The sequence below is a fragment of the Candidatus Lokiarchaeum ossiferum genome (assembly GCA_025839675.1).
Classification (GTDB): Archaea; Asgardarchaeota; Lokiarchaeia; order Sigyniarchaeales; family Promethearchaeaceae; genus Lokiarchaeum; species Lokiarchaeum ossiferum.
In genome coordinates this window covers 2420681-2443394 of the sequence record CP104013.1, presented here as the reverse complement: position 1 = coordinate 2443394, position 22714 = coordinate 2420681, and the positions used below count along the sequence as shown (strand labels likewise).

Sequence of the window (22714 nt, the reverse complement as noted above, 5' to 3'; positions counted from 1 at the left end):
TTGTCCAACTCAGATGATGTCAAAGTGGGAGTTTATGTGTGTCATTGTGGAAAAAATATTTCCGATGTCGTGGATATTGATGCGCTATGTGAATATGCTTCGCAACTTGCAAATGTATCTCTCGTGAAAGAATACAAATTTATGTGCAGTACAGCCGGCCAAGAAATGATTGCCGATGATTTAAACTCTGGAAAAGTAAATAGGGTGGTTGTGGCTGCTTGTAGTCCTTTAATGCATGAAGATACTTATCGAACCGTGATGAAAAAAAACGGATTCAATGAGTTTTTCTTTGAACAAGCGAATATTCGTGAACATGCTTCTTGGGTAAATATGCATGATCATCCAGGTGCTTTAGACATCGCCAAGGATCATTTAAAAATGGCGATTGCAAAAGTCTCCCATAACAAACCCCTTGAACGCCAAAAATTTCCTGTGGTTCAAGAAGCTTTGGTTGTGGGAGGAGGCATTTCGGGCATGTTTGCAGCTTTAGATTTAACCAATAAATACAAAGTACATCTCGTTGAGCGGAGTCCCACTATTGGAGGACATATGGCCCAACTGGATAAAACATTTCCAACCATGGATTGTTCTGCGTGTATTATTACTCCAAAAATGGTCGAAGTTGGTCGCCATCCAAATATCAATTTACTAACGTATTCTGAAGTTGAAGACGTGGATCTAAATGTGGGCAATTTTAAAGTAACTGTGAGAAGAAAAGCGTCGAAAATTGATGGCAATATTTGTACGGGCTGCGGAGCTTGTGCTCAAGCATGTCCTCTCACAATTCCTAATGAATTTGATCTCAATTTGGGTCATAGGGCCGCGGCGTATATTCCATTTCCTCAGGCAGTCCCAGAACAATACACGATTGATTCCCAAAACTGTATTGAATGCGGGCTTTGTGTTCAAGCTTGTGAAGTTGGGGCTATTGATTTAAGTCGAAAAGATGAATTAATCGATCTCACAGTTGGTTCCATTATTTTAACTACCGGGAATGATATTTTTGATCCCAGTGGAATTGCGCGGTTAGGTTACAAGAAATATAAAAATGTTCTGACTGCCATCGAATTTGAACGGATCCTTAGTAGCACTGGGCCTACTCTCGGGAAAGTTATCAAACCTTCAGATCACCAGACCCCAAAAAGTGTGGGATTCTTACAATGTGTTGGTTCGCGTGATTTTCATGAGGGGTGTCACAAATATTGCAGTCGAGTATGTTGTATGTATGCTATGAAACAAGCCCGTCAATATAAAGAAAAATATCCTGATTCCCAAGTTTACATTTTTTATATGGATATCCGAGCTTTTGGGAAAGGATATGAAGAGTTTTATGAAATTGCTGCTCGTGAATACGGCATTAACTTTGTTCGAGGAAGAATCGGATCCGTGTTTGAAAAAGTAGATGGAAGTTTGATCTTGGAGGGTAGTGAAACTCTCTTGGGAGAAAAATTTGAAATCGAAGTCGATATGCTTATTTTATCCACAGCCATTGAAGCCCGGAAAGATGCCAGTGATGTGGGCCGTAAGTTTGGAGTCCAATTAACCGATGATGGGATGTTTATGGAAGCCCATCCTAAATTATTCCCCGTTGATTCGCTTTCCCAAGGTGTTTTCATAGGTGGTACTTGTCAAGCTCCTCGTGATATTCCGGATGCTGTCGCTCAAGCAAAAGCTGCTGCGAGCAGTGCAGACAATTTCATGGCTGCGGGAGAGGTGGAAATTGAACCCTACTATGCTGAAGTGCGGTCTGAAATATGTTCCGGGTGTCGTTCATGTTTATCGGTGTGTTCTTTTGATGCAATTTCATTTGACGAAGAGAAAAATGTATCGGTGATAGATACCCTCCGCTGTAAAGGGTGCGGTGTCTGTATGATCACCTGTCCTAGTAGTGCCATTGACCAAAATCATTTTACTAAAACTCAAGTCCTTAGTGAATTGGAATCCCTTAAACCGTGGGAAGTGCACGGAGAAGGAGGGGCGAATTAGGAGTTGGTCATCATGGAAAACGATAACTTTGAACCATACATTGTGGGATTCTTCTGTAATTGGTGCACATATACAGGAAGCGATCAAGCTGGACGAAGTCGTATGCAACGTCCCGCAAACGTCCGTATCATTCGACTAATGTGTTCCGGTAGAATGGATCCTGATTACGCCCTTAAAGCTTTGAAACAAGGAGCCGATGGTGTTATTATTGGCGCATGTCATTTAGGCGATTGTCATTACGTTGAAGGAAATTTTAAAACCGTTAGGCGATTCGCCTTGATCCAAAAATTCATTGAACAATATGGTATTAATCCGAAACGAGTACAACTCTGGCATATTAGTGCTAGTGAAGGAGCTGAATTTACTGAACGGATCAAAGAATATGTCCATGAATTAAAAGCACTCGGGCCGAATCCCTTAAAAGAAGTCGCCCGATTAAATCACATGGAGGAAATTCAAGCATGAAATGGCCGATCCTTACTACTACTGAAAAAATAAAGACACGGACCTTTTCTTCGGAATATCTCACCCGAAAAACCGATTTAATTCTCCATCTGGATAAATGCAAAACCTGTAAACAATGTGTGAAAGCTTGTCCTAAAAATGCCTTGGAGATGCCCGTGATTGCCAAAGGAATGAAAGTGCCTTTAGTTGCGCGGATGCCCATCATGCCAGATCAATCAAAATGTGTCTTTTGTGGGGTATGTATGGCATTATGTCCCTTTGAGGCTCTCTCTATGAAATTGGATAGTCAAGAAATACCAATTAGGCAGCTTCAATTGTCACAAAAAGGAATTCTCCCTAAAATAGCACGTGTTAAAATTGGGAAAGTAGAATTGAGTGATCCTGAATTCACGAATGCATTTTGGAATTCAATTCTTCTCCGAATTCAAACAAAGAAATAATATCTAAACTTCATTCTTTTTCAATTTACTTTTTTCTTACTCAAAACTTATTGGATGCTAAAAAAAATTAATCTTGATGGCAAGTTATGATCCAAAAGCATTCTATGATGCGATGTCAAAAGCTTACGATGAAAAAACCTCCACAGGTGTATGGAATGAGATGTATGATCGACCAAATGTAATCGCTCTAATTCCTGAAGCCAATGTTTTAGATGTTTTGGAAGTGGGTTGTGGTTCTGGTGGATTAACCAAATGGCTCGTGAACCAAGAATATCACGTATCTGCCTTTGATATCAGTCCCAATCTTTTAAAAATTGCGCAAGGTAAAGTAGGGGCTAAAGCAAAATTATTCGTTGCTGATGCTACCAAACCCTTGACAATGATCTCATCTAACAGTGTTGATTTAATTGTTTCATCCTTAGTGTTTCATTACATTGAGGATTGGGATCCCCTTTTTAAGGAACTTAAACGAGTTTTACGTTCATCTGGTTCGATTGTGTTTTCAACTCATCATCCCCATGCAGATTGGATATGGTGTGAAAAAGAGAATTATTTTACCAAGGAAATATATGAAGAAACTTGGACTGTTGCTGGGCATCCTTATCTGGTCCAATATTATCACCGTACTTTGATGGAAATGTTTGAAATTTTCAAAAAAAATGGATTCTATGTTGATGAACTGAAAGAACCATTTCCACTCCCTGAAGTAAAGAAGATCGATCTAAAAACCTATGAAAAATTAACTTCTAAGCCCAATTTTCTGTATTTTCGACTTAAAAAACAAAAAATTGCCTCATAAATTGATAGTAAACATCATTTTACTAATTGGTCATTTAGGATATCTCCTATGTCAAATCAAATTGACCCCTTGAAACAACTTTTTTTGTCAAAAAACCTTATAATCATGAGTTGGCTTTAGGATCTTGAAGAAAAATGTCGCTCCCTACAGAAGAAATCTTTATTCAAGCTATATCTCATGAAATCCGCCGCAACATCCTTCGAATTTTGTTGGAATCTCCGAAATCTTTTACTGATCTTTTAAACTTTTTTGATATTAGTTCCAGCAAACTCACCTATCATCTCAAACATATTCAGGGTTTCATCGAAAAAGATGTGAATCAATTTTATATTATCACGGCTTTAGGAAAACGGGCTTTAAATGTTTTAGATTCCATCAAAAAAGATTTATCTCCCGAAGACCAACCTTTGTTGAAAGAAGCTTACCAAGGCCAAAAGACCTATAAAACATCGCTTGCAGTACAAGGGATGAATATAATCATTGGGACCATCTTATTCACCATGATTATTTCTTCCACAATACTCATAATCACTATGTTGGATCCTCAAACACCTTGGATTATTTATCCCATATCTATTCTTATTCTTGGAATTGAATGTTCAATTTTAATATGGGCAATTAAAACAAGAAAAACTACCCCTCAAATAATGAATAAGTTAAAGAAGCACTTTGAAGAACCCTTGTAATTGTTAGTGTTCGTTTTTTTTTTTATTTTCATCCAACTACAAAGAAACAATCAAATAGATCTTCGATAAAATATAATCAACTTTTAGAATTTTTATTTACTTGAACTAGACTTTAGTAAAGGATAAGTGGTGATTTAAATGGTTGATGATGAACCTCAGATTGAAAAACAGAAGAAAAGGAAACTAGCTCGCAATAAGGGCAATTTATTTAAATATTGGCTTGTAAAAATCAAGCAATGGAAACCGAGTAAAGATGAAATCACTTTAATGGTGATGATCACTGTGATTTTTGTGAGTTCTATCTTTTCCTCGCTCCTCCAATCCAATTTTGGCAATACTCATATTGAATATATTCAGGTTGCAGATGAATACGGAAATGCCATCACAGGGAAATTATACCGTCCTACGACTGCAACCTATAATAATCCAGCACCGGGTATAATATTATGTCATGGGATGAATAATGATAAAGACACGGAAGGTCCCCTTGCAATGGAATTAGCGAAACGGGGATTTGTTGTCATTGCAGTGGATCAGCAAAATCATGGGGATTCTGACATTGGCTCGGATGTTCTGGGTGATTTTCTTGGAACTTCTGACACACGTGAGGATGATACTATCGGTGCCAATGCAATGTATCAATATTTAAAATCGGCTGAATTTGTTGATGGGACTCAGATGGGGATTGTTGGACATTCAATGGGGGGAAGTACTGCTCGAAAACTGGCATTGTTGAATCCAGATCATCGCGCTGTGATTATTCAAGCTGGTGGGCCTGATGACCTTACCGAAGTCTTAGGAATGAATAATTATCTTGATATCTGGCCACTTTATGAAGAATTATTTATTAACCCTATGGAATCCCGCGCTGATTTTCTCGCTCGGGGAAAATCGATGATTGAAAGTAATTTAGATCTGATAGGTGAAACCCCGCGGGGAGAATGTGTAGATGAAACCTATGGTGTTTTTGCCAATGGGACAGCACAACGATATGCATTATGTAAATGCACCCATCCAGGAGTAACCTGGAATCAAAAAAGTATCCAGGAATCTGTTGCTTGGATGACACAAGCCCTTCAAGGTGAAACTGATGGAGATGCTGCCTTATTGGAAGCGGGACGCCAAACTTATTTTATTAAAGAAGGTTTGATGTTGTTTGCAGTAATACTTCTTGTACTCTCACTTTTACCTTTATCCTCAATTTTAATGACTAAAGAACGATTTGTGGGACTAAAAACTACTCCAACTGAGATAATTCCAACTACTAAAAAAGAATGGTGGAAATCCGCCACGATTAATACTCTGATTGGTGGATTCAGTTTCATTTTCCTACCTGCCATTGGGATGATTGCACTAAGTGCAACCACTGTTATATTGCCTTTCTTCAGATTGCTTACTGGAAATGGTTCACTCTTTTGGTTGTTAATTAATGCCTTGATTTGCAGTCTTTTGTTTAAAAAATGGTTCCTGAAGGCGAAGGAAGAAAAAGGGCTTACTGAAGAAGATATTGGCATTTTCAAAGTGGAAGCCATTCAAGAAAAAGAGCAATATTTAGTTAAAACCCTTATGATGGTGCTCATTTTCTTTGGTTATCTGTATTCGATTGTTTTGATAATTCAAAAATACTTGAATGTGGAAATGCGGTATATGTGGCCTATTTTAAAGACCTTCACTCCTACACGATTTCTAATCTTCTTGGTTTATTTATTACCGGTATATTTATTCTTCAAGATTAATGGTGGAAAATTCATGTATGGACAATTAAAGCTCCAGAAATATGATTCGGAGATCAAAACCCAGATTGTTTGGTGGTTAAAATATCTTTTTGCCATGGAAGCGGGATTATTCTTGGTCTTTTTAATTCAATATGTTCCAATGTTTGTGTTTGGCACCGGTCCAGGTCTAAGCGCGGGAATTCTTCTCTTTTTCTTTGGATTGTTCGGAATTTTCCTCATGCAAACATTACCCCAGTTCGCAGTCATATTCTTTGTGACCACCGCTTTTTATCGGAAAACGGGAAAAATTTATTTAGGGGCATTTACAGCAACTCTGCTTTCTGCGTGGATTATGGCTGTGAGTGGTCAATTGGTCTAGAAAACAGATTGTTAGTGGCTTATTTTTTTTTTCCATTTTTTTACTTTAACATCTCTAATTATTCTACTTTTTAGACGCAATTTTAAAATAAGAACAAAGTTATAGTATGTACTAATTATATGGCTTTCATCCAAAAATCCCATCCAAATCTCATTTTTTTTGCTTTTACGTTTGGGTTTTCATGGTTGTTCTGGGGTATCTTAATAATCTTTCAAGTAAGCTATTCTACTCCCTTTGGTATCATTTTTCATAGCATTGGTGGTTTAGGGCCATTATTTGGGGCAATATTTTGTTTGTTCAAATTAGAATCAAAAGAAACGAGACTCTCTTTCTGGAAAAGGTGCTATCAATGCAAGGGAAAGAAATGGCAATGGTTATTTTTCAGTATCTTCTTCAATTTTTTGATTTCTATTTGTGTAGGCATTATAGAACTATTATTTTCCACCAATCCCATAGGTTTTTCTAATTTCGGTTCAATCATTATTCTGCCTGTCCAAGTTTTATTTATCCTCCTTTTTAATTTTCTTGCTGCGAGCATGGAAGAACCCGGTTGGCGAGGATGTGCATTGCCGATAATCCAGATAAAATATAATTCCCTTCTATCCAGTCTAATATTGGGAACATTTTGGGCAATTTGGCATTTCCCTTTATATTTCATCCCCGATTCTTATCAAAATACAGAAGTAATATTTGGATCTCCCTTATTTTGGATTTTTAATGGGTATATAATTTTTCCCACCATTATAATGACTTGGCTGAATAAAAAAACGGATCAAAGTATCTTATCTGCTATTCTATTTCATTGGATGATCAATGTGAGTGGTGAAGTATTTAACTTCGGCCTAAATTTCGAGTTTGTTAGGCTTTCATTTTACGTTATAATTGCTATAGTTCTTATTTGGAAAGATAAAATGTATGTACCCCTAACTCGAAATTTCAATAGTAAAAGTAATAAAATAATAGCAGATAAGTAATTACGTAAAAAAATAATGAAAGAAACATTATTTATTGATGATTTTTACCACTCGATTTTTTAAAATATAGAAAAATCCTAAGGTTCGAAATGCCTCTTCTACAAAATCTTTGTTTAGAGCGGATGTTTCGAGGTATTTCATACCTAATTTTTTCGATAGAATTTTTCCTTCTGTCTTCGAAACCTTCCGTTCCTTTACCAAGTCAACTTTATTACCAACTAGCAACAACATGATATTGGGCTCGTTTTCTCGTATTTCTTTATACCATTTTTCGATATTTTGGAATGTATCGTATCTTGTAACATCAAATACAATGAATCCTGCACGTGCTCCTTGATAATATGATTGTCTCACTTGAGCAAATTGATCTTGACCACCCATGTCAAATACCGAGAAAGTGACATCGATGTTCCAATTCCGATAGGATATGGTTTTTTTCATTAGATTAACTCCTATGGTACTTTTAAAATCTTCTTTAAATGTGTCACTAACGAATTTTTCAACCAAAGTTGTTTTTCCTACCCTCGAATCTCCCCCCAAAATAACTTTCATAATAAACGTTCCAGAATCAAGAGAAATTTTCTGTATTTCACTTGAACTTGAATGTTCACCTTCAGAATCTTCGAGATGAGGAAGAACGAAACTCGTAGTATTACCCAAGTTAATCCGAACCACTTTTTCGGCGCATAGGTAAATATAGGAAAATAGATATTCCAGAGTCGTAATTTTAGGAGAAATAAAGACAAGAATTGCTTCTGATCCGGCTTCACAAAATACAAGTCGATAACTTTCCGTTGCAAATGCAAAAGTACCAACCTTATCCCCATCAAATTCAGAAGAAATTTTTGTCAAGTTGGATGAGAGTAGGGATTCAATTTCTTCTTGTTTTTTTTTAGGAAGATTACTGTTGAATACTCGAAGAACTACCTTATCGTCACGATTCATGATCAGTATCGCATTGAGTTGGGAGTCTAGCGTCTTCATTACGGAGTTTAAAAAAATTTGGAGCATCCGATCTTTCATGGTAATCTAAGTTATCTCATGAAAAATTTGGTTTATAGATTGAGTTTAAGAAACAATGCAAAAAATTTTTGATAAAAAAATGTGTAGGAATTCAAGAAATTGAAATTGATGGGTTTTCCCAACCTGAACATGCTTTTATTGTTTTTCGTATTCCATCCCATAGATCACATACTCCGACAGCCTCTGGATCTGTGGCGCAGTAGGAATGGGCGTCAATTCCATCCATAGAACAATTATGGAAGTGCGTACAAGAAGTGCAGTTTTGTAACATCATAACTCATCTCATTTTTGTTTTTCAAAAAATGAATACTACGAATTAATAGAGCGAATCAAATATTTAAAGGTTGTGTATATATTATGCACAAACAATATAATTTAGTTTTTAAGGTTGATATTATCTATTTACTTCGTATTTGAGTCTTTGGGGGAAAAAAGGTGAAAGATTTCTACATTATAACTAAATCCGATTGTAATCGCTGTTTTCAGCTGAAAGATTGGTTTAATCAAAATCACATTTCCTATACTGAAAAATCCATTGAAAATTCCGCTGTTTATCAAAATTTATTGGAAGATCCAAATTTTCTTGCAGAATTCTGCATTGAAGATGATTGTAAGTTTTACTTGCCATTCCTTTATATTACTAAGACCCATCAATATTTTCACAAGCATCTTTTTGGTATAGATGGGATCAGAGGTCATTTTCTTAATCAAGTCTTAGAAATTGAGACTAAATCCTCAAAATCTGAAAAGGAAATTAGCTTACCTCGTCTTTGTCGAAATGAACTGGTAGAAAAATTGTTGAAAGAATATATTTTAGCTTTGGGGATATGCCGATCTGGAGGAGATCTGTTGTACTATGTTCAAATTGATAAATCTATAAATCTCGAACTAATTGCACAATTCATTGCAGCTCTGTCCATGTTTGGAGAAGAAAACTTGGGAAAAATTGAACGCATTACTTTGAAAGGGTTGGAAATCGAGATGAGTATCACCACAAAAAATGATCTTCTTTTTGTAGTCTTGTTTAAACCTCATATGGTACAAGATTATTTGGATGAAGAAGCTGAAAAAGGTTTAGATCGCTTCTATGCTTTGTTTAAAGATAATCTTGATCAAAATAAGACCAATCGGGTGCTTTATGAATCGTTTGATAGAGAAATGTGCTTAATGATCCAGAATTACCTCGTTCGAATCGGGATATTAGAATGTGTTAACTGCACGCTTGAAATACCCATATTGCGTGAAATAAGCCAAAAATAATTTATTGTTCCCTTAATTGAAGAATACATATGACAAGCAAAACACATCCTGCGTTCATAAATGGGGATAGAATAGAATTGCATCCCTTGAAAGTTGCACATGCTGAAATATATGTAGATTGGTATAATGATCTAGAGATTCGGCGTCTATCTCGGATGATCAAACCCACCACAATTGGAAGAATGCAAAAGGCAATTGAAAATGTAAATGCCTCAGATTCCCGAATTAAATTTGAAATCTGGCATAAGGTTGATCAAAAGCCAATCGGGGATATTGGTCTGAGTGATATTGAATATCATGATCGAAACGCTGAATATGGTTTACTTATTGGAGAGAAAGAATATTGGGGACAAGGGTATGCTACCGAAGCAATTAAATTAATTTTAAAATATGCCTTTGAAGAAGTCAATCTTCATAAGATATTTGCAGGGATCTCTGCTTGGAATATCGGCTCTGAGAGATCAGCTGTTAAAGCAGGAATGCATTTAGAGGCAACTCGGAAAGAAGATTGGTATATTGATGGAGAATATGTGGATACTCACATATATTCCATATTTAAGCGGGATTGGATGAAAGCAAATCATGAACAATTTTGATTTGAACTCGAAACATTGTTAGGAGTTTTTCCCATATTTTTTTTATGAGTGATTTTTCACATCAAAACAAACAACGAAATCGAATTTATATAGGTTTTTTTCTTGTTCTCTCTTCAGTTTTTGGAAATATTTTTATTGGCTCTAGTAATTCTCAACTAAATATTTTAGATTACTATGCAGATGGAATACCTGCCGATTATACGGAATATTTTACAATTTGGAACCAAGGTTCGAATTCTTATCCATTACAAATCAATGCGACAGTACTCGAATTTGTAGGTTCAACGGGGTGGCCAGAATTAAAACTCGAATTGTGGAATTGGGATGACTTTAAAGGGGGGATGGCAAGCATTAACAAAAATGAAACAAATTTCGATTATTATGTGCGGTGCCAATTCACCTGTGAAGCGGAGAGTCGGTATGTGTTGGCCGTAACGAATTTGGATCCAGTAGATGATTGCACCTATAACCTCACTTTTTGGACCCCAGCTCCAATAAACTTTGTTTATACGGATAAATATGATATATCCGGTGGTGATCTGGATGAGGAAGATCTGACAACCATTACATACTTTGGGGATGCTGACCCTTCACTCTATGCCTTACTTGGAGATGGCACTTCCCGTATAGTTGTTGATATTCCTTATGCACAATATCAATATGTTCCATTATATGAACATTATTTTCTGATTGAAAACACTGGTGAAGATTCCTTAGTTTTTTTAGGTTTTGTGGGAGAAGGTAGTTATTTGGATTCGACACCTCAAATTACGGGATATCTTCAAGACTGGGAAAATTATGATGAGGGAGAAACGACCGATCAAACTTTCTTCACAATTGTAAATGATTCTACCGGATTTTGGTTTAATTGTCTCGGAGGTCATAGATATTCATTGTGGGTGAAAGGGGGCACTGAATTTTATCCCATTGATTTAAATGTCATAATTGAATCTTTTGGTGATACAGAATTATATTTTGAAGATGGATCTAATGATCCACCTAAGCAAGTTATTGAAATCATCCCAACACGAGAAGATCCTTGGATAACTTCCCGAAATATACGTCGATGGATCATCTTTGGTGGTACAGGTGGTGCTATTCTTGGGTTGTCTGCCATTGGTTGGTGGATAAAGCGTCGTCTTTAATTTTTTTCACTTTTTGAACTGTATAGTTCCATTCGCTCCAAATTAAAACCTCCTTTTTCATATATCTTATTTTTCTAGATAATTTTGGTCAATAAATCGGGCGATAATATAAATCACATCGGCCAATCGATTCAGAAATTTCTGAGGTGTTTGTAAATCCCTCCGATTCTGGTCAAAAATTAATTCAACTATTCGTCGTTCTGCCTCTCGGCAAAAAGTCCGTGCGACATCATAAGTGGCAGATAATTCGGACATACCTTGAATTATAAACTGGGGATTCAATTGGAGCTTTTCCATTAAAGATTTTTCAAATTCTTCTAAGAAATGGATATCCTCTTCCACAATCGGATTTCCTGGTTTCTTATCATGAGGGGATGCTGCCATTCCATTTAAATAAATAATTCGTTGCTGCACATTCTCTATGAAAAGTGCCACTTCCTCAGATCTTAAAAACTGGATTTGGTTGGTTTTTGCTTTCGCTAATCCAAGAAAGGATGTGAAGGTATCCATGGTCCCAAGAAAGTGGATTAAATTATCATTTTTAGGAACACGAGTCCCATCATAGAGGGAAGTATTTCCCTTATCTCCGCCTTTTGTTGTGACCATATCAAATGTTATTTCTGGTGAATTTGTCATATGTTTTCTGATTAAATTATATACCATGGGATTTTGAAGGTTATACTTCCTATTTGGTTGATTTCTGAGAAGAAAATTTCTAAATTGAAAGTAATTTATCTCGACAAATTACAAATTGTAAGAGATTTCCTTTTATAGGAATAACCCCAAATTATTGTAATTGTCTTCAAAAGATGAGGAAAAATGAAATATCGAAGAGTAGGAAAATCTGGGTTACGAATTAGCGAAATTGCTTTGGGTTCGTGGCTGACCTATGGCCACAATGTTGATAAAGAGCAAACTTTCAAATGCATGGAAACCGCTTTAGATCATGGCATTAATTTTATTGACAGTGCAGAGATCTATGCTAAAGGAAAAGCTGAACAACTCATTGGAGAATTTTTAGCTCGTGAAACTGTGGATCGGAAACATCTTGTAATTTCGAGTAAAGTGTTTTGGCCAATGAATGAGGATATCAATCGATGGGGCTTGGGTCGGAAGAATATCCTAACTGCTATAGAAGAAAGCTTGGATCGCTTGAATACTGATTATGTGGACTTATACTATATGCATCGGTATGATTATACCACTCCATTGCATGAAACCGTGGATGTAATTAATGATCTAATTCATGAAGGAAAAATTCGATATTGGGGAACCTCCATGTGGACTGCAGCCCAATTAGAACGGGTGAATGCCATTGCTAAAGAAAATAAACAATATAAACCCATTGTGGAACAACCAGCCTATAATATGTTTACTCGTCATATAGAACTTGAAATCATGAAAGTTGCAAAAACTCATGGTATGGGATTTACAGTCTGGAGCCCGTTAGCGCAAGGATTATTAACGGGGAAGTACAATAATGGTATTCCAGAAGGTAGTCGAGCCTCCAGCTCTGAAAATATGAAATCTCAAATCACCGAAGAAAAACTTGCACAAGTTCGAAAGCTTGGTGAAATTGCAAAATCATTAAATATAAAAACAAGTCAACTAGCATTAGCATGGATTCTCCGCCGTCCTGAAATTTCGGCCGCAATAATTGGGGCAACCAGACCAGAACAGGTGATTGAGAATGTTGAAGCTTCTTCTATTGAGTTGACTTCCGAAATTTTACTTTTAATTGAGAATGTCTTGAACAACTCCCCACAATGGCCGTGGGGATATGAACCAAACGTGTATCACAAAGACGAAATGCGAAAATAACTTTCATCAAAATTTTTTTTATTTTATAGCACATTTAACAAGACTTCTTTCAGCTCACCAATGGTGTAAGGTTTGACTAACATCCCTTTGAATCCAAACTCTTCATAATGACTCATAATATTACCTGTGGCGTATCCACTAGAGACGATGGCTTTCAAATTAGGATCGATTTTCTTCAACGCATTAAATGTGTCTAATCCTCCCAAAGCACCTGGAATTGTTAAATCAAGGATCAAAACATCATAGGGATCATTTTCTTTGAGTTTTTGAAAATATTTTTTAATGGTAATATCTCCTTCGGTTGTAAAATCACTCACATAGTTCAATTTCCGGAGCATTGTTGCAAGAACTTTCGTCACCAAGGGTTCATCTTCTAAAACAAGGATTTTTCTTTGGTTTGAATTCTGATTTTTAACAGTTAAATCTTGCTTTTGCTTTTTAATTGATTTCCCATTCGGCTCGATGGCAGGAAAGAAGAAAGAAAAAGTGGTCCCCATTCCTTCCTCCGATTCTACATCAATAGTACCTCCATGCTTTTTGATTATTGAGCGAGAGACTGGTAATCCCAGCCCATTTCCAGCATGAAAATTTTGTCCCTTCTTTGTTGAAAAATAGAGATCAAATATTTTTGGTAAATTTTCTGCGGAAATACCTATACCCGTATCTTGTATTCGAATATTAACATATTTCCCTTCATGCAAAAACTTTTGGTCCTGTATAATTTCATAATTAGTCGCAGATATTTTGATAATGCCTTTTCCATCCATGGCTTGAACAGCATTTAGAACTATATTTTGCATAACCTGTCCAAATTGTCCTTTATCTACATTGATGTTCCATATTTCATTTTCTATATCAAACTCGACCCCAATACTTGATCCATGGAGGGAAAATCGTGCTGCTTCTTTGATTAAATTCTCTGTTGATGCAACTTCTTTGATTGGAGCCCCTCCCTTTGAAAAAGTGAGTAACTGATTTGTTAAACGTTGGGCTTGGTTGGCTCCCTTTTCTGCATCTTGTAAGCTTTCTAGAAGATCTGTATTCTCTTCTGCTTCCATTTTAGCTAAAGTAATATTCCCAAGAATTGCAGTCAAGATATTGTTGAAATCATGGGCAATTCCCCCGGCTAACAATCCAATGGATTCGATACTTTGATTTCGATTAAGTTCTTCTTCTAATCGTCGTTGAATCGAAATATCTCTAAATGCGATGACATAACCAATATTTCCTTGCTCTCCATTATTTATAGGGGCGATGCTATAATCGATTATTTTTTGACTCCCGCCAGACATTTTTAAAATGGAAGTTCCTTGATATTTCTCTCTGGAATGGAGTGATAAAGCTTTTGTTAATAAATTCATTGCTGTACCCTTTTGAGTTGCCAAATTCAAAGGTAATATATCCAAAATATTTTTTCCAATTGCTTCTTCATAGGAATGATTTGTGATTTCTTCAGCCATCTCATTAAATATTAATATTTTTCCATAGCGATTGATCGTGATGACTCCTTCTCCTATATTTCGAAGAGTGACCGCCAAGTTCTCTTTTTCTGAGGCTAATTGCTGTTGTGCAATCTTCCACTCTGCAATGTCCCGTCCAATTGAAACAAAATATTTTACATTTCCATTTTCATCTTTGATTGTGGAGACTTGGTATTCAAATGGAATTATGTTGCCGTCTTTGACTATTAAATCTGCTTCGATTTGCCCACTTCCTGTATTAATTATTATATCCAGATATTTTGCTATTTTCTGTAATGTTTCCTCATCATAATATGAATCTGGGGCTTTTAATATTGCGATTTCCTTGTCAGAATAACCGCTAATTTCTTGGAATGCTTTGTTCCATCGAATGGCTCTTCTTGTTATTGGATCAAATAAAAAAAAGGTATCGCGCTGTGCATTTAATACTGTGGTTAAAAAATCACCTTCTTTCTTAAGCTCTTTTTCTGCTTTTGTTCGTTTGGTAATATCCACGCCTGCACTAATAATACGTATAATTTTTCCATTCTGATCAACATTGAACGAATTGTGCCAGCCGATCAAATGTTCATTTCCATTCCTATCAAGTACTGAATTTTCAAAATATTCAACAAATTCCATTTCTTTATTCATTATTTTATTAAAAACTTCTATTACTGCCTTTTTCATCGCTGGGGGAAGAAATTTTTCAAACCAATTTTCTCCTAAAATTTCATTTTTTGGATAACCTAGCAACTCTACACCAGCTTTATTGATGAACTTGACCTCAGCTTGCGCATCTAAAGCAATTATGATGTTATCTACTAAATCCAAAAAGCTTAGATTTAATATTGGAAGTGAGTTGAGTTGGTTCCTCAAATTTTTATTCTCTTTTCGAAGTTTATCAATTTCTTCTACGATCGAATTATTTTGCATCCTAACTTGACTCCCCATAGAAAACCTTTATGTATTACATCAATTTTTTGCATCCTAAACATGTTTCTGGTATTACAGTATTGTAAGTGTTTCATGGTCTTCTTGTTTATATTCCATTCTATGGGTGAAAATTGCGAATAGTTCTTTTTTTCTTATTAAGGCAAGAAAATTTAATTCTATTCACATTTGAGATATAACGAACAATTTGATGCAAAGTTCATATGAATATTCGGAAAAATTTCAACTTTCTTTGATAATAAAATGGTAACATCAATCTTATGTCTCTTATTAGGTATTATTGGGCTAATTTTCATCAATTTCACATTTAATTCGACCCTTCCTATTTTTGAATTAAATTTTATCGATTTTGAACAAAGTTATTTCAAAATTTTTTTTATCTATAGGGGATTAGTTGATCTTGTGCGAATTCAACAAAAAGTAGTTGCTTATATCACATATAATTCGCAACTTTTAGTGTTTTCTCATGTTAATTTTCCAGAAGCTGGGATTCAAGTTCCAAAAGGAACAGTGGGACCGAAAGAAGATTTGAAAGATGCAGTTTTAAGAGAGGTTCAAGAAGAAACTGGATTAACGAAAATTTTCATCAAGGAATATTTAGGAAAGGATGAAATGCTTATTTCATATCCAAAAATCGAAGAGCCCGTTAAATTGAATTTCTTTTTCTTTCATATTTGTGTAGAAGAACAACCAAAAACATCTTGGAATTGGTTGGAAAAAGATCCCCATCCTTCTGGGTTATTACCTGATGATATTATAGAAATAAAAAAATATGGTGGAATTCGACTGCAATTGTATTGGGTACCTTTGAATGCAATCCCTCCATTGATGGCTAACTTGGGTAAATTTTTATTTAAATTGTTCTAAAAATCCAGAGTTACTTTTTCTCTGTTTCCCATACATTATTCATAAGGGCGCTCAAATCGTTGCTCATAGGCATTATTCGTTTTCAGCTGATTATCCCAAAAAGATTGTCCTTTTTTCAGTTTCATGATGTATTTGAAAAGAAATGCGACCCATCGTGGAAATTTATATGGTCCTTTGATAGAATCAAACATTTCTTCTTCAATTTTCCCTTCAGATACGATCATTCTACCTATTTCTGTGAATAAAATATCATATTCTTCGAATTCTTCCTTAGAACTGTTCTGAATGCCTTCGATGCCTCCTAGAATAGCAGATCCTATATAACAACAATCTAACTTCTGGGCCAGTTTTATGAAATATTTCTGAATGAAGACACTGTGGTGCCTTTCAGGAAATCCTGATTGAATAATGAATCCAATTTTTTTTTGTGCAATACATTCACGATTATTTTGTAATACTTCGATAAATTTCATCACAATACCTGGCATTGAATCTGTATAAAGGGGAAAAATCAGTAAAATCACATCAGCTATTGTAATCGAAGCTATTCTCTCTTCATAGGAACTCACTTGATTTAAATAAATCGTGTCCGTCCTCCAATTTTCTACACTCTCTGCTCCACTTGTAATTGATTTCAATATTATACGGGAGTTGGATTTTTTCCCTCTTGGTGATCCATTAATGGCCAATAGTTGCATAAACAATCTCCTCCATCGAATTTTGTGTTGTTTTTAAATAAATCAATTGAGTATGAAAATTTCGGGTTGTTCTCTCAAAAATTTCTTTCAATAGTATTAAATCCTCTTCATCAGTATCAAGTTCCTTCTCAACTAAGAGTGCAAACTTGGGAAATTTTTTATATCTTCGGACATGTCGAATTTCTCCTTTAAATACCTCAACATACGGCCTTAATAATGGAATTAAGCGATCACATACCTTTTTAATATTGGAATTGATAAATCCCATTATTAAGGGTGACCCTAATATAACAAGATCTGACTTGAGGACAGCTCGGTATATTTTTTCCTGTTCATCGTTAAATACACATTTCCCTGGATGCTTCACCCAACATCCGAAACATCCTATACAAAAATTGATTTGCATGTCTTTGATTGTCAAAAGCGAAATTTGATGTCCAAGTTCTTCAAGTTTCCCTTCAAAGCTCTGAAGAAATAGATCAAACTCCGTTTGAGTAGTCGAAGCACTTCCATTTAGTAGTAAAATATTCATAGTATTCTCTTCTATTCAGTAAATACAAATTTCTTTTACTGCTTAATATTATTTAGTATCCCATTTGTTATCAAAAAAAAACAATGTATTTACATGGGATTGAAAACCTTGATTTCCAGCCAAATTTGTGATCCATTTAAAAAAAAATCAAATAAACTTAATGAAATCGCATAGAAGATACATTGAAAAGTCTTGAAAATTATATTTTATTAACAATTAGGTGAATTTAATTGCAATCTAGTCCGATTTCCACTTCTGAAAATTCAATAGACACATCAGCACTCGCAAATAGGCTTCGATCCTATGCTCTAGTTAGTTTATTTCTTCCGATAATAGTATATATTGTCACATTTCTCATTGGGTTATCAAATCTATCAACCTTACTAAGTTATTCTCATCTCAATTTCATTTCTATGGCAACTAACCTTGCCACTACTTTAATTATAGTCAATACTCTTGTTAGTCTTATTTCCTTTGCCTTTTTCTATAAATTTGTTTCTGAATTCAAAAATCTGTCCATGATTAGTCCCGTAGGATCAGAAATATTGAAGAACATTTATAAGCTATTTGTGATAAAAATCATCTTGTCCATCATAGTTTTAATAATTGGGGTCATAAATTATATACGTTTAGTTGTTATTATCCAAAATTTTGATTTTGTAAATGCTACCTTTGCAGAACTTTCTGCATTGCTCTCACAAATTTCTTCCATAGGATCTGGATCTAATATTTTTTCTATATTTCCTCCGATTTTTGAAGTCATAGGGTATTTTAAGTTCCATACTTGGATTGGTATGGTGACTTCTAAATATTCCTATCAGAGATATTTGAAAGATCCTAACAAGACGACTAATCTTATATTCATCGGGAGTATTTGTCAATATGGATCTATCTTTTTAGTGGTCATTCCGTTTTTTGGTTTCCAACCTTTGATAGTTTTAGCTGGATTCATAGTTATCTTAATTGGGTTTTTTCAAACTGCTAAAACATTGGAATATGGTTTTGATAGTTCAATTTCTCCACCAGTGTCATATCCTGCTCCTATCACAAGTTTTCCTCTTCGTCCTAATTATTCTTCTCCACCGAACAACAAAGCTTACATACAGCCTCAACCCCAACAAACTCCCCAAGTACCTCGGTATTATGTTCCAAATCATATTTACCCTAATAATTCTGTTCAGGTCGATCCCAATCGTAAAATTGTTTATTCACATAAGAATCCTACAAATATTTCTCCGATGTCTAAGTTCTGTCCCATTTGTGGAGGGGATAATTTTCCAGATAGTAAATTCTGCTCAAAATGTGGTTTGCATTTTTAGGATATATTTTTAGTAGATGAAATGAATAGTGCCCAAATTTGATTTAATGATTCTTCTCTTTTCTTGATAATCAAATATTTTCAGTTATTAAATCTAATTTCACTTTCAATAGTGATAGTTGTTGATCACTTTTTTTATCCGATTGATCATATTCGGAAATCTCGGTCAGTTTTTTTTGTGAAAGTGATCATGATTCCATACAAATGTACACTTTTTTGTGTCTCATTTTTTGACGATTTTACTCACAAAAGTTCAGTTTAATGGCATTTTTCCAAACAAATTTTCTTTTTACTTATGCATTTCGAAACAAAATTTTATATAGTTAAATTGTATAAGTAAGATCAAATGTTTTGATCTTTAAATATATAAGATCAAAAGTGTTTCATATTATCTGATCGAAAAATGGTTTTGTCTTTTTTCGCATGGGCAAATCAAACTTTCGGTAAAAAAAAAAAAGTGAAAAATATGGCAGATTTTACATTAGATGCAAAAGGGTTAAAATGTCCAATGCCAATCTTGAAAGCGAAAAAAGTAATCAAGAAAATGGAACCCGGACAAACGTTTGAGTTAATCGCCGATGATGGCGGAGCCAAGGCTGATGTCCCACCATTATTGAACAAGACGGGTTGTAGTTTAGTTGGGGATATCAAAGAAGATAACGGTGTATTTACTTTTCTGATAAAGAAAGACTAATTTTTTTTACTATTCTACTCGAAGGGAAAAAAAAATGAAAATCGGATTTACCGTGATGACTGAATTCCTAAAGTATGAACAAATCTATACTTTGCTGAAGCTAATCGAGACTGCTAAAGCAAAAGGTCATACTGTAGTTGGAATTTTCTTTTTCGGCACTGGTGTTTTGAACATTCAAAAAAATATTATCCTTGGAAAAACGACACGCAACATTCCTTTAGCATTGGAAGCCTTAAAAGATGTTCCGATGTGGGCTTGTCAAACATGGGCGGATAATTATGCTGTATATCCAGATAATATCATCGATGGTGCAGAAATTGCTGGATTGGGGGAACTGTCAAATATGACTAAAGAAGCAGATAAGCTCATTACATTCGGAGCTCATGCATAGAGGTGCAATGGAATGGATTCAGTTTTGATATTATGTAATAAAAGTCCTTTTGGAAGCAATTCTGCTTATGAAGCAATTCGATTAGGTGCAGGATATCTAGGATTAGGAGAAGATATTGATTGCAAGGTTCTTCTTTATGGAGATGCTGTGTTAACTGTCAAAAATAATCTTATGGTTGAAAAAATTGGTATGGATTCGATGGAAGAAGGGTTGGAAATGGCTGATTTGAGTGAATTACCTATCATTGTAACCCAAGAAGACATGAATCGTCGAGGAATGAATAAAGAAGAGTTATTTGAATTTGAAGAAATTCCAATTCAAGTAATCAGCCGGAGCGAAATTTCAAAAATTATGATGGAATTTGCCTCGGTTTTTCATATATAGGATGTGTCGAAAATGGTTAAAAATCTAATATTATATGGACAAAGTGGTTTCGAATCAGGCCCTACTCTAAATCTTGCTGAATTTGTTATTGGTTTAGAAGAGTGTGCAGTAATTCTGATGGAAGATGGTGTAAATGGATTAATGAAACCAACGGGGGCCGAAATGACCAAAGAAAATGCTCCTTATCATAGTTTAATTCAACAAAACATTCCGATATTTTACTTGTTGGAAGATGTTGAAGCTCGTGGTGGTATTTCTGAAAATGTTATTGCTAGTATTCAAAGTATTACTTATTCCGAATTGATCGATAAAATCGATGCAGCCGAACGAGTTATCTCTTGGTTATAATCAATATTTTTTTTAAATATAATAAAATGCATTACCGGATAAAGGACTCGATTCCAATCCAAAAAAAAAAAAACGTGGTTGAGTAAAAAAAATGCCTAAAAAATTAAATTTTATTGTCTCCGAAAATTCTTTTGAAAAATTCGGAATGATGGTTATCCTCGGTACAACAGGAGCAGCAATGGAAACAGAAATGAACTTTTTCTTTACCTTTTGGGGTCTTCATTTGTTAAAGAAAAGTTTCAATCCAAAAGTAGCTGGAATGCCCTTTCCAATGAAATCAATGGCGGCAGCTATGTTCAAAAAGAAATTGAAATCTTTTGGATATGATGATATGTGGGACATGGTCAAAGACGGGGTTGAAGATGGAAAAATTAAACTCTACCCATGTTCAATGACTATGGATCTTATGATACCCCCAATCAAGAAAGAACAACTTTTCGATTTTGTTGAACCTGCAGTCGGTGCCGCAGCCTTTATGGAAATGTGCGACGGTGCAGATGGTATCATCAGCTTGTAAGAATAAATCTTGTTATCAGTGAAATAGGCTCGTGCGATCTATTTTCACTTCTTTTTTTAATAACCGCATAAAAAGGTGCTATGATGTCAAAGACTTCGGCTCAATCGGGAAAAGCAATTTCCCATGAAAAAATTGATTTAGATGAATTAGATCGAAAGATTTTATCCTATTTACAAGAAGATGGAAAAGCTTCTCTTCGGAAAATCGAGAAACACTTGGAACAAAAATATGGGATTAAATCGAGTATTTCCGCTATAAAAAATCATATTGAACGCCTAACGAATCAAGGCGTTATCAAAGATTATATTGCTGTATTGGATTGTTGCAAAATTGGATATCGGGAAATGCTCTTACTTTTTATCAAAGTGAACTCTTCCGTGAGCATTAAAGATACACTCTGTCAATTGCAAACAATCGATGCAATCAATGCGATTTATCAAGTGTCGGGTAACCAACCGATTTTTTGCATGGCCAAGTGTGTCGAGAAAGAAAATCAAATCGATCTGCTCGAAAAAGTGAAGAAAATTGAGGGGATTGAAGAGATAACCACCCAAGTTGTACTCCAGAAAGTTAAAGAAGACATGCGGGTTTCGATCCCGACACCTCACTAGTTTTTTGCTTTCAACAAATCAACAACAAATCAAACAAAATAATAATACATTCCTTTAATAAATTGAAAAATAATGGTGTTTTAATGGTATTCAGTAAAGAACTCGCAAAGAAAACAAAATTGGTCAACTATGACGAATTTGATCCCAAACGATTTGAGGATATTGCTCGAAAAGCAAATATCTTTTCATGTATTCAATGTGGGACTTGTTCGTCTAGCTGCGAAAGTGGACGATGGACCGCAATGAAAACTCGAGAAATCGTTAGAAAAGCCGCCTTTGGTGATCTTACAGTCCTCGAAGATCCAGATATCTGGTTATGTACCACATGTTATCAGTGTTATATACGATGTCCTCGAGATGTGCGTCCCACCGATGTGATTATGGAATTACGAAATTATGCAGCGAAAGCTGGAAACTTGCATCCCGTTCATCGGGCCGTGGTAGGTTATTTAAAAGGAACCGGACATGCAGTCCCAATTAATGATCAAATACGTGCTCAACGGATTGAGTTAGGATTAGATGAACTTCCTCCTACCCTATTTAAATATAAAAACGAAGAAGACAGTGAACTCAAGAAATATGCGGATAATTTATTTAATTTAGTTCCCGTAGATGAAAAAAAAGCAAAGAAATTAACAGAGGTAAAATAGA

26 protein-coding genes are annotated in these 22714 nt (G+C 35.1%); 20 read left to right on the top strand and 6 right to left on the bottom strand.

Annotated features, from left to right (window positions below):
- From NEF87_RS10125 to NEF87_RS10095, 7 genes are all read left to right on the top strand, one after another.
- Positions 1 to 1986 (top strand): 4Fe-4S binding protein, encoded by a 1986-nt coding sequence (locus NEF87_RS10125; protein ID WP_457919704.1) that lies wholly within the window; start codon positions 1 to 3, stop codon positions 1984 to 1986.
- A gap of 12 nt (positions 1987 to 1998) precedes the next feature.
- On the top strand, positions 1999 to 2451 hold the full coding sequence (locus NEF87_RS10120; protein ID WP_371806349.1) for a hydrogenase iron-sulfur subunit: 453 nt from the start codon (positions 1999 to 2001) through the stop codon (positions 2449 to 2451).
- The gene (locus NEF87_RS10115) at positions 2448 to 2891 is read left to right on the top strand and encodes a 4Fe-4S binding protein (protein ID WP_457919703.1); all 444 of its coding nucleotides are present in this window, start codon (positions 2448 to 2450) and stop codon (positions 2889 to 2891) included. The genes NEF87_RS10120 and NEF87_RS10115 overlap by 4 nt, the downstream gene beginning before the upstream one ends.
- Before the next feature lie 76 nt (positions 2892 to 2967).
- A complete protein-coding gene (locus tag NEF87_RS10110) occupies positions 2968 to 3690 on the top strand; it encodes a class I SAM-dependent methyltransferase (protein ID WP_457919702.1) in 723 nt (240 codons plus the stop codon).
- A 134-nt stretch (positions 3691 to 3824) separates the two neighbouring features.
- Complete coding sequence (locus tag NEF87_RS10105) at positions 3825 to 4376, top strand: winged helix-turn-helix domain-containing protein (RefSeq protein WP_457919701.1); 552 nt, start codon at positions 3825 to 3827, stop codon at positions 4374 to 4376.
- A gap of 138 nt (positions 4377 to 4514) precedes the next feature.
- Entirely contained in the window at positions 4515 to 6470 is a 1956-nt protein-coding gene (locus NEF87_RS10100; protein WP_457919700.1) for an alpha/beta hydrolase, read from the top strand.
- A 119-nt stretch (positions 6471 to 6589) separates the two neighbouring features.
- Positions 6590 to 7444, top strand: a complete 855-nt coding sequence (locus tag NEF87_RS10095) for a CPBP family glutamic-type intramembrane protease (protein WP_457919699.1) — start codon at positions 6590 to 6592, stop codon at positions 7442 to 7444.
- A 27-nt stretch (positions 7445 to 7471) separates the two neighbouring features.
- Here NEF87_RS10095 and NEF87_RS10090 read toward each other — a convergent pair whose 3' ends face one another.
- Together NEF87_RS10090 and NEF87_RS10085 are read right to left on the bottom strand one after the other, a co-directional pair.
- Positions 7472 to 8428, bottom strand: coding sequence for a Rab family GTPase (locus tag NEF87_RS10090; RefSeq protein ID WP_457919698.1), 957 nt, complete (start codon positions 8426 to 8428; stop codon positions 7472 to 7474).
- A 130-nt stretch (positions 8429 to 8558) separates the two neighbouring features.
- A complete protein-coding gene (locus NEF87_RS10085) occupies positions 8559 to 8741 on the bottom strand; it encodes a hypothetical protein (RefSeq protein WP_457919697.1) in 183 nt (60 codons plus the stop codon).
- Between the two features lie 161 nt (positions 8742 to 8902).
- On the opposite strand from NEF87_RS10085, the gene NEF87_RS10080 reads away from it, so the two are divergent.
- From NEF87_RS10080 to NEF87_RS10070, 3 genes are read left to right on the top strand one after another with little or no spacing between them, the layout of a single operon-like run.
- Complete coding sequence (locus NEF87_RS10080) at positions 8903 to 9727, top strand: hypothetical protein (RefSeq protein ID WP_457919696.1); 825 nt, start codon at positions 8903 to 8905, stop codon at positions 9725 to 9727.
- 29 nt (positions 9728 to 9756) lie between these two features.
- Positions 9757 to 10323 carry a GNAT family N-acetyltransferase gene (locus NEF87_RS10075; protein ID WP_457919695.1) on the top strand — a complete coding sequence of 189 codons (567 nt, stop codon included), beginning with the start codon at positions 9757 to 9759 and terminating at the stop codon, positions 10321 to 10323.
- A 44-nt stretch (positions 10324 to 10367) separates the two neighbouring features.
- Entirely contained in the window at positions 10368 to 11468 is a 1101-nt protein-coding gene (locus NEF87_RS10070; protein WP_457919694.1) for a hypothetical protein, read from the top strand.
- Positions 11469 to 11534: 66 nt separating this feature from the next.
- Here NEF87_RS10070 and NEF87_RS10065 read toward each other — a convergent pair whose 3' ends face one another.
- Positions 11535 to 12104 carry a cob(I)yrinic acid a,c-diamide adenosyltransferase gene (locus NEF87_RS10065; protein WP_457919693.1) on the bottom strand — a complete coding sequence of 190 codons (570 nt, stop codon included), beginning with the start codon at positions 12102 to 12104 and terminating at the stop codon, positions 11535 to 11537.
- 183 nt (positions 12105 to 12287) lie between these two features.
- Between NEF87_RS10065 and NEF87_RS10060 the strand changes: the two genes are divergently transcribed.
- Entirely contained in the window at positions 12288 to 13289 is a 1002-nt protein-coding gene (locus tag NEF87_RS10060) for an aldo/keto reductase family protein (RefSeq protein WP_457919692.1), read from the top strand.
- A gap of 23 nt (positions 13290 to 13312) precedes the next feature.
- Here the strand turns inward: NEF87_RS10060 and NEF87_RS10055 are convergent, their stop codons facing one another.
- Positions 13313 to 15685, bottom strand: a complete 2373-nt coding sequence (locus NEF87_RS10055) for a PAS domain S-box protein (RefSeq protein WP_457919691.1) — start codon at positions 15683 to 15685, stop codon at positions 13313 to 13315.
- A 261-nt stretch (positions 15686 to 15946) separates the two neighbouring features.
- Between NEF87_RS10055 and NEF87_RS10050 the strand changes: the two genes are divergently transcribed.
- Positions 15947 to 16570 carry an NUDIX hydrolase gene (locus NEF87_RS10050; protein ID WP_457919690.1) on the top strand — a complete coding sequence of 208 codons (624 nt, stop codon included), beginning with the start codon at positions 15947 to 15949 and terminating at the stop codon, positions 16568 to 16570.
- A 35-nt stretch (positions 16571 to 16605) separates the two neighbouring features.
- On the opposite strand, the gene NEF87_RS10045 is transcribed toward NEF87_RS10050, so the two are convergent.
- On the bottom strand, positions 16606 to 17268 hold the full coding sequence (locus tag NEF87_RS10045; RefSeq protein WP_457919689.1) for an NAD(P)H-dependent oxidoreductase: 663 nt from the start codon (positions 17266 to 17268) through the stop codon (positions 16606 to 16608).
- Entirely contained in the window at positions 17249 to 17800 is a 552-nt protein-coding gene (locus NEF87_RS10040; RefSeq protein ID WP_457919688.1) for a flavodoxin family protein, read from the bottom strand. The genes NEF87_RS10045 and NEF87_RS10040 overlap by 20 nt, the downstream gene beginning before the upstream one ends.
- A gap of 230 nt (positions 17801 to 18030) precedes the next feature.
- Here NEF87_RS10040 and NEF87_RS10035 point away from each other — a divergent pair, with 230 nt between their 5' ends.
- The 8 genes from NEF87_RS10035 to hdrC all read left to right on the top strand — a co-directional run bounded on the left by NEF87_RS10035 (position 18031) and on the right by hdrC (position 22713).
- Positions 18031 to 19119: a zinc ribbon domain-containing protein gene (locus tag NEF87_RS10035; RefSeq protein WP_457919687.1), complete on the top strand. Its 1089-nt coding sequence runs from the start codon at positions 18031 to 18033 to the stop codon at positions 19117 to 19119.
- 465 nt (positions 19120 to 19584) lie between these two features.
- Entirely contained in the window at positions 19585 to 19812 is a 228-nt protein-coding gene (locus NEF87_RS10030; RefSeq protein WP_371806335.1) for a sulfurtransferase TusA family protein, read from the top strand.
- 34 nt (positions 19813 to 19846) lie between these two features.
- Positions 19847 to 20203: a DsrE/DsrF/TusD sulfur relay family protein gene (locus NEF87_RS10025; protein ID WP_371806334.1), complete on the top strand. Its 357-nt coding sequence runs from the start codon at positions 19847 to 19849 to the stop codon at positions 20201 to 20203.
- Between the two features lie 12 nt (positions 20204 to 20215).
- Positions 20216 to 20587 carry a DsrE family protein gene (locus NEF87_RS10020; protein WP_457919686.1) on the top strand — a complete coding sequence of 124 codons (372 nt, stop codon included), beginning with the start codon at positions 20216 to 20218 and terminating at the stop codon, positions 20585 to 20587.
- A 12-nt stretch (positions 20588 to 20599) separates the two neighbouring features.
- A complete protein-coding gene (locus NEF87_RS10015) occupies positions 20600 to 20935 on the top strand; it encodes a DsrH/TusB family sulfur metabolism protein (RefSeq protein WP_457919685.1) in 336 nt (111 codons plus the stop codon).
- Positions 20936 to 21026: 91 nt separating this feature from the next.
- Positions 21027 to 21452: a DsrE/DsrF/DrsH-like family protein gene (locus NEF87_RS10010; protein WP_371806331.1), complete on the top strand. Its 426-nt coding sequence runs from the start codon at positions 21027 to 21029 to the stop codon at positions 21450 to 21452.
- A gap of 80 nt (positions 21453 to 21532) precedes the next feature.
- On the top strand, positions 21533 to 22063 hold the full coding sequence (locus NEF87_RS10005; protein ID WP_371806330.1) for an Lrp/AsnC family transcriptional regulator: 531 nt from the start codon (positions 21533 to 21535) through the stop codon (positions 22061 to 22063).
- Between the two features lie 83 nt (positions 22064 to 22146).
- Positions 22147 to 22713 carry a CoB--CoM heterodisulfide reductase subunit C gene (gene hdrC, locus NEF87_RS10000; protein ID WP_371806329.1) on the top strand — a complete coding sequence of 189 codons (567 nt, stop codon included), beginning with the start codon at positions 22147 to 22149 and terminating at the stop codon, positions 22711 to 22713.
- Position 22714: the final 1 nt, after the last annotated feature.

Bases quoted from the DNA above. Each gene is read 5' to 3' on its own strand.
- NEF87_RS10070 (WP_457919694.1), top strand. From the start codon at position 10,368: ATGAGTGATTTTTCACATCAAAACAAACAACGAAATCGAATTTATATA.
- NEF87_RS10025 (WP_371806334.1), top strand. From the start codon at position 19,847: ATGAAAATCGGATTTACCGTGATGACTGAATTCCTAAAGTATGAACAA.
- NEF87_RS10085 (WP_457919697.1), bottom strand. From the start codon at position 8,741: ATGATGTTACAAAACTGCACTTCTTGTACGCACTTCCATAATTGTTCT.
- NEF87_RS10055 (WP_457919691.1), bottom strand. From the start codon at position 15,685: ATGCAAAATAATTCGATCGTAGAAGAAATTGATAAACTTCGAAAAGAG.
- NEF87_RS10005 (WP_371806330.1), top strand. From the start codon at position 21,533: ATGATGTCAAAGACTTCGGCTCAATCGGGAAAAGCAATTTCCCATGAA.
- NEF87_RS10015 (WP_457919685.1), top strand. From the start codon at position 20,600: ATGGTTAAAAATCTAATATTATATGGACAAAGTGGTTTCGAATCAGGC.
- NEF87_RS10075 (WP_457919695.1), top strand. From the start codon at position 9,757: ATGACAAGCAAAACACATCCTGCGTTCATAAATGGGGATAGAATAGAA.
- NEF87_RS10065 (WP_457919693.1), bottom strand. From the start codon at position 12,104: ATGACAAATTCACCAGAAATAACATTTGATATGGTCACAACAAAAGGC.
- NEF87_RS10105 (WP_457919701.1), top strand. From the start codon at position 3,825: ATGTCGCTCCCTACAGAAGAAATCTTTATTCAAGCTATATCTCATGAA.
- NEF87_RS10110 (WP_457919702.1), top strand. From the start codon at position 2,968: ATGGCAAGTTATGATCCAAAAGCATTCTATGATGCGATGTCAAAAGCT.
- NEF87_RS10095 (WP_457919699.1), top strand. From the start codon at position 6,590: ATGGCTTTCATCCAAAAATCCCATCCAAATCTCATTTTTTTTGCTTTT.
- NEF87_RS10045 (WP_457919689.1), bottom strand. From the start codon at position 17,268: ATGCAACTATTGGCCATTAATGGATCACCAAGAGGGAAAAAATCCAAC.
- NEF87_RS10050 (WP_457919690.1), top strand. From the start codon at position 15,947: ATGGTAACATCAATCTTATGTCTCTTATTAGGTATTATTGGGCTAATT.
- NEF87_RS10115 (WP_457919703.1), top strand. From the start codon at position 2,448: ATGAAATGGCCGATCCTTACTACTACTGAAAAAATAAAGACACGGACC.
- NEF87_RS10020 (WP_457919686.1), top strand. From the start codon at position 20,216: ATGGATTCAGTTTTGATATTATGTAATAAAAGTCCTTTTGGAAGCAAT.
- NEF87_RS10100 (WP_457919700.1), top strand. From the start codon at position 4,515: ATGGTTGATGATGAACCTCAGATTGAAAAACAGAAGAAAAGGAAACTA.
- NEF87_RS10030 (WP_371806335.1), top strand. From the start codon at position 19,585: ATGGCAGATTTTACATTAGATGCAAAAGGGTTAAAATGTCCAATGCCA.
- hdrC (WP_371806329.1), top strand. From the start codon at position 22,147: ATGGTATTCAGTAAAGAACTCGCAAAGAAAACAAAATTGGTCAACTAT.
- NEF87_RS10010 (WP_371806331.1), top strand. From the start codon at position 21,027: ATGCCTAAAAAATTAAATTTTATTGTCTCCGAAAATTCTTTTGAAAAA.
- NEF87_RS10060 (WP_457919692.1), top strand. From the start codon at position 12,288: ATGAAATATCGAAGAGTAGGAAAATCTGGGTTACGAATTAGCGAAATT.
- NEF87_RS10040 (WP_457919688.1), bottom strand. From the start codon at position 17,800: ATGAATATTTTACTACTAAATGGAAGTGCTTCGACTACTCAAACGGAG.
- NEF87_RS10090 (WP_457919698.1), bottom strand. From the start codon at position 8,428: ATGAAGACGCTAGACTCCCAACTCAATGCGATACTGATCATGAATCGT.
- NEF87_RS10120 (WP_371806349.1), top strand. From the start codon at position 1,999: ATGGAAAACGATAACTTTGAACCATACATTGTGGGATTCTTCTGTAAT.